This is a genomic window from Mycobacterium persicum (assembly GCF_002086675.1).
Taxonomy (GTDB): Bacteria; Actinomycetota; Actinomycetes; order Mycobacteriales; family Mycobacteriaceae; genus Mycobacterium; species Mycobacterium persicum.
The window spans coordinates 1-357 of sequence record NZ_MVIF01000325.1 but is presented as its reverse complement, the minus strand read 5'-3'; the positions used below and the strand labels follow the sequence as shown (position 1 = coordinate 357).

Below are 357 nucleotides of genomic sequence, written 5' to 3'. Positions count from 1 at the left end.
GGGCGGGTACCTCAACCGGAGTGGCCGGTGTCGGTGGCAATGGCGGCAACGCCTGGCTGTGGGGACACGGCGGTGCCGGCGGCAACGGCGGCAGTGCCGGTCTTGGCGTCCCCACCGCGGGCGCGGCCGGTGGCGGCGGCGGGCATGGGGGCCTCCTGAGCGGTAACGGCGGCGCCGGTGGAGACGGCGGGTCGAGCGGACGGTCGTTCACCGCGGGCGTAACCGGTGGCGCCGGGGGCGCTGGCGGCGCCGCAGGCTGGTTGTTCGGCACCGGTGGCGCCGGCGGTGACGGTGGTCACGGAGGCGACGGCGGAAACGGCACCGTCGCAGGTGGGCAGGGCGGGGCCGGTGCCGGAG

At 77.9% G+C, this 357-nt stretch carries 1 pseudogene; it reads left to right on the top strand.

Annotated elements, in window-relative coordinates:
- Window positions 1-20: 20 nt before the first annotated feature.
- Window positions 21-357 (top strand): annotated as a pseudogene (locus BST40_RS29915) (PE family protein); the annotation flags it as partial.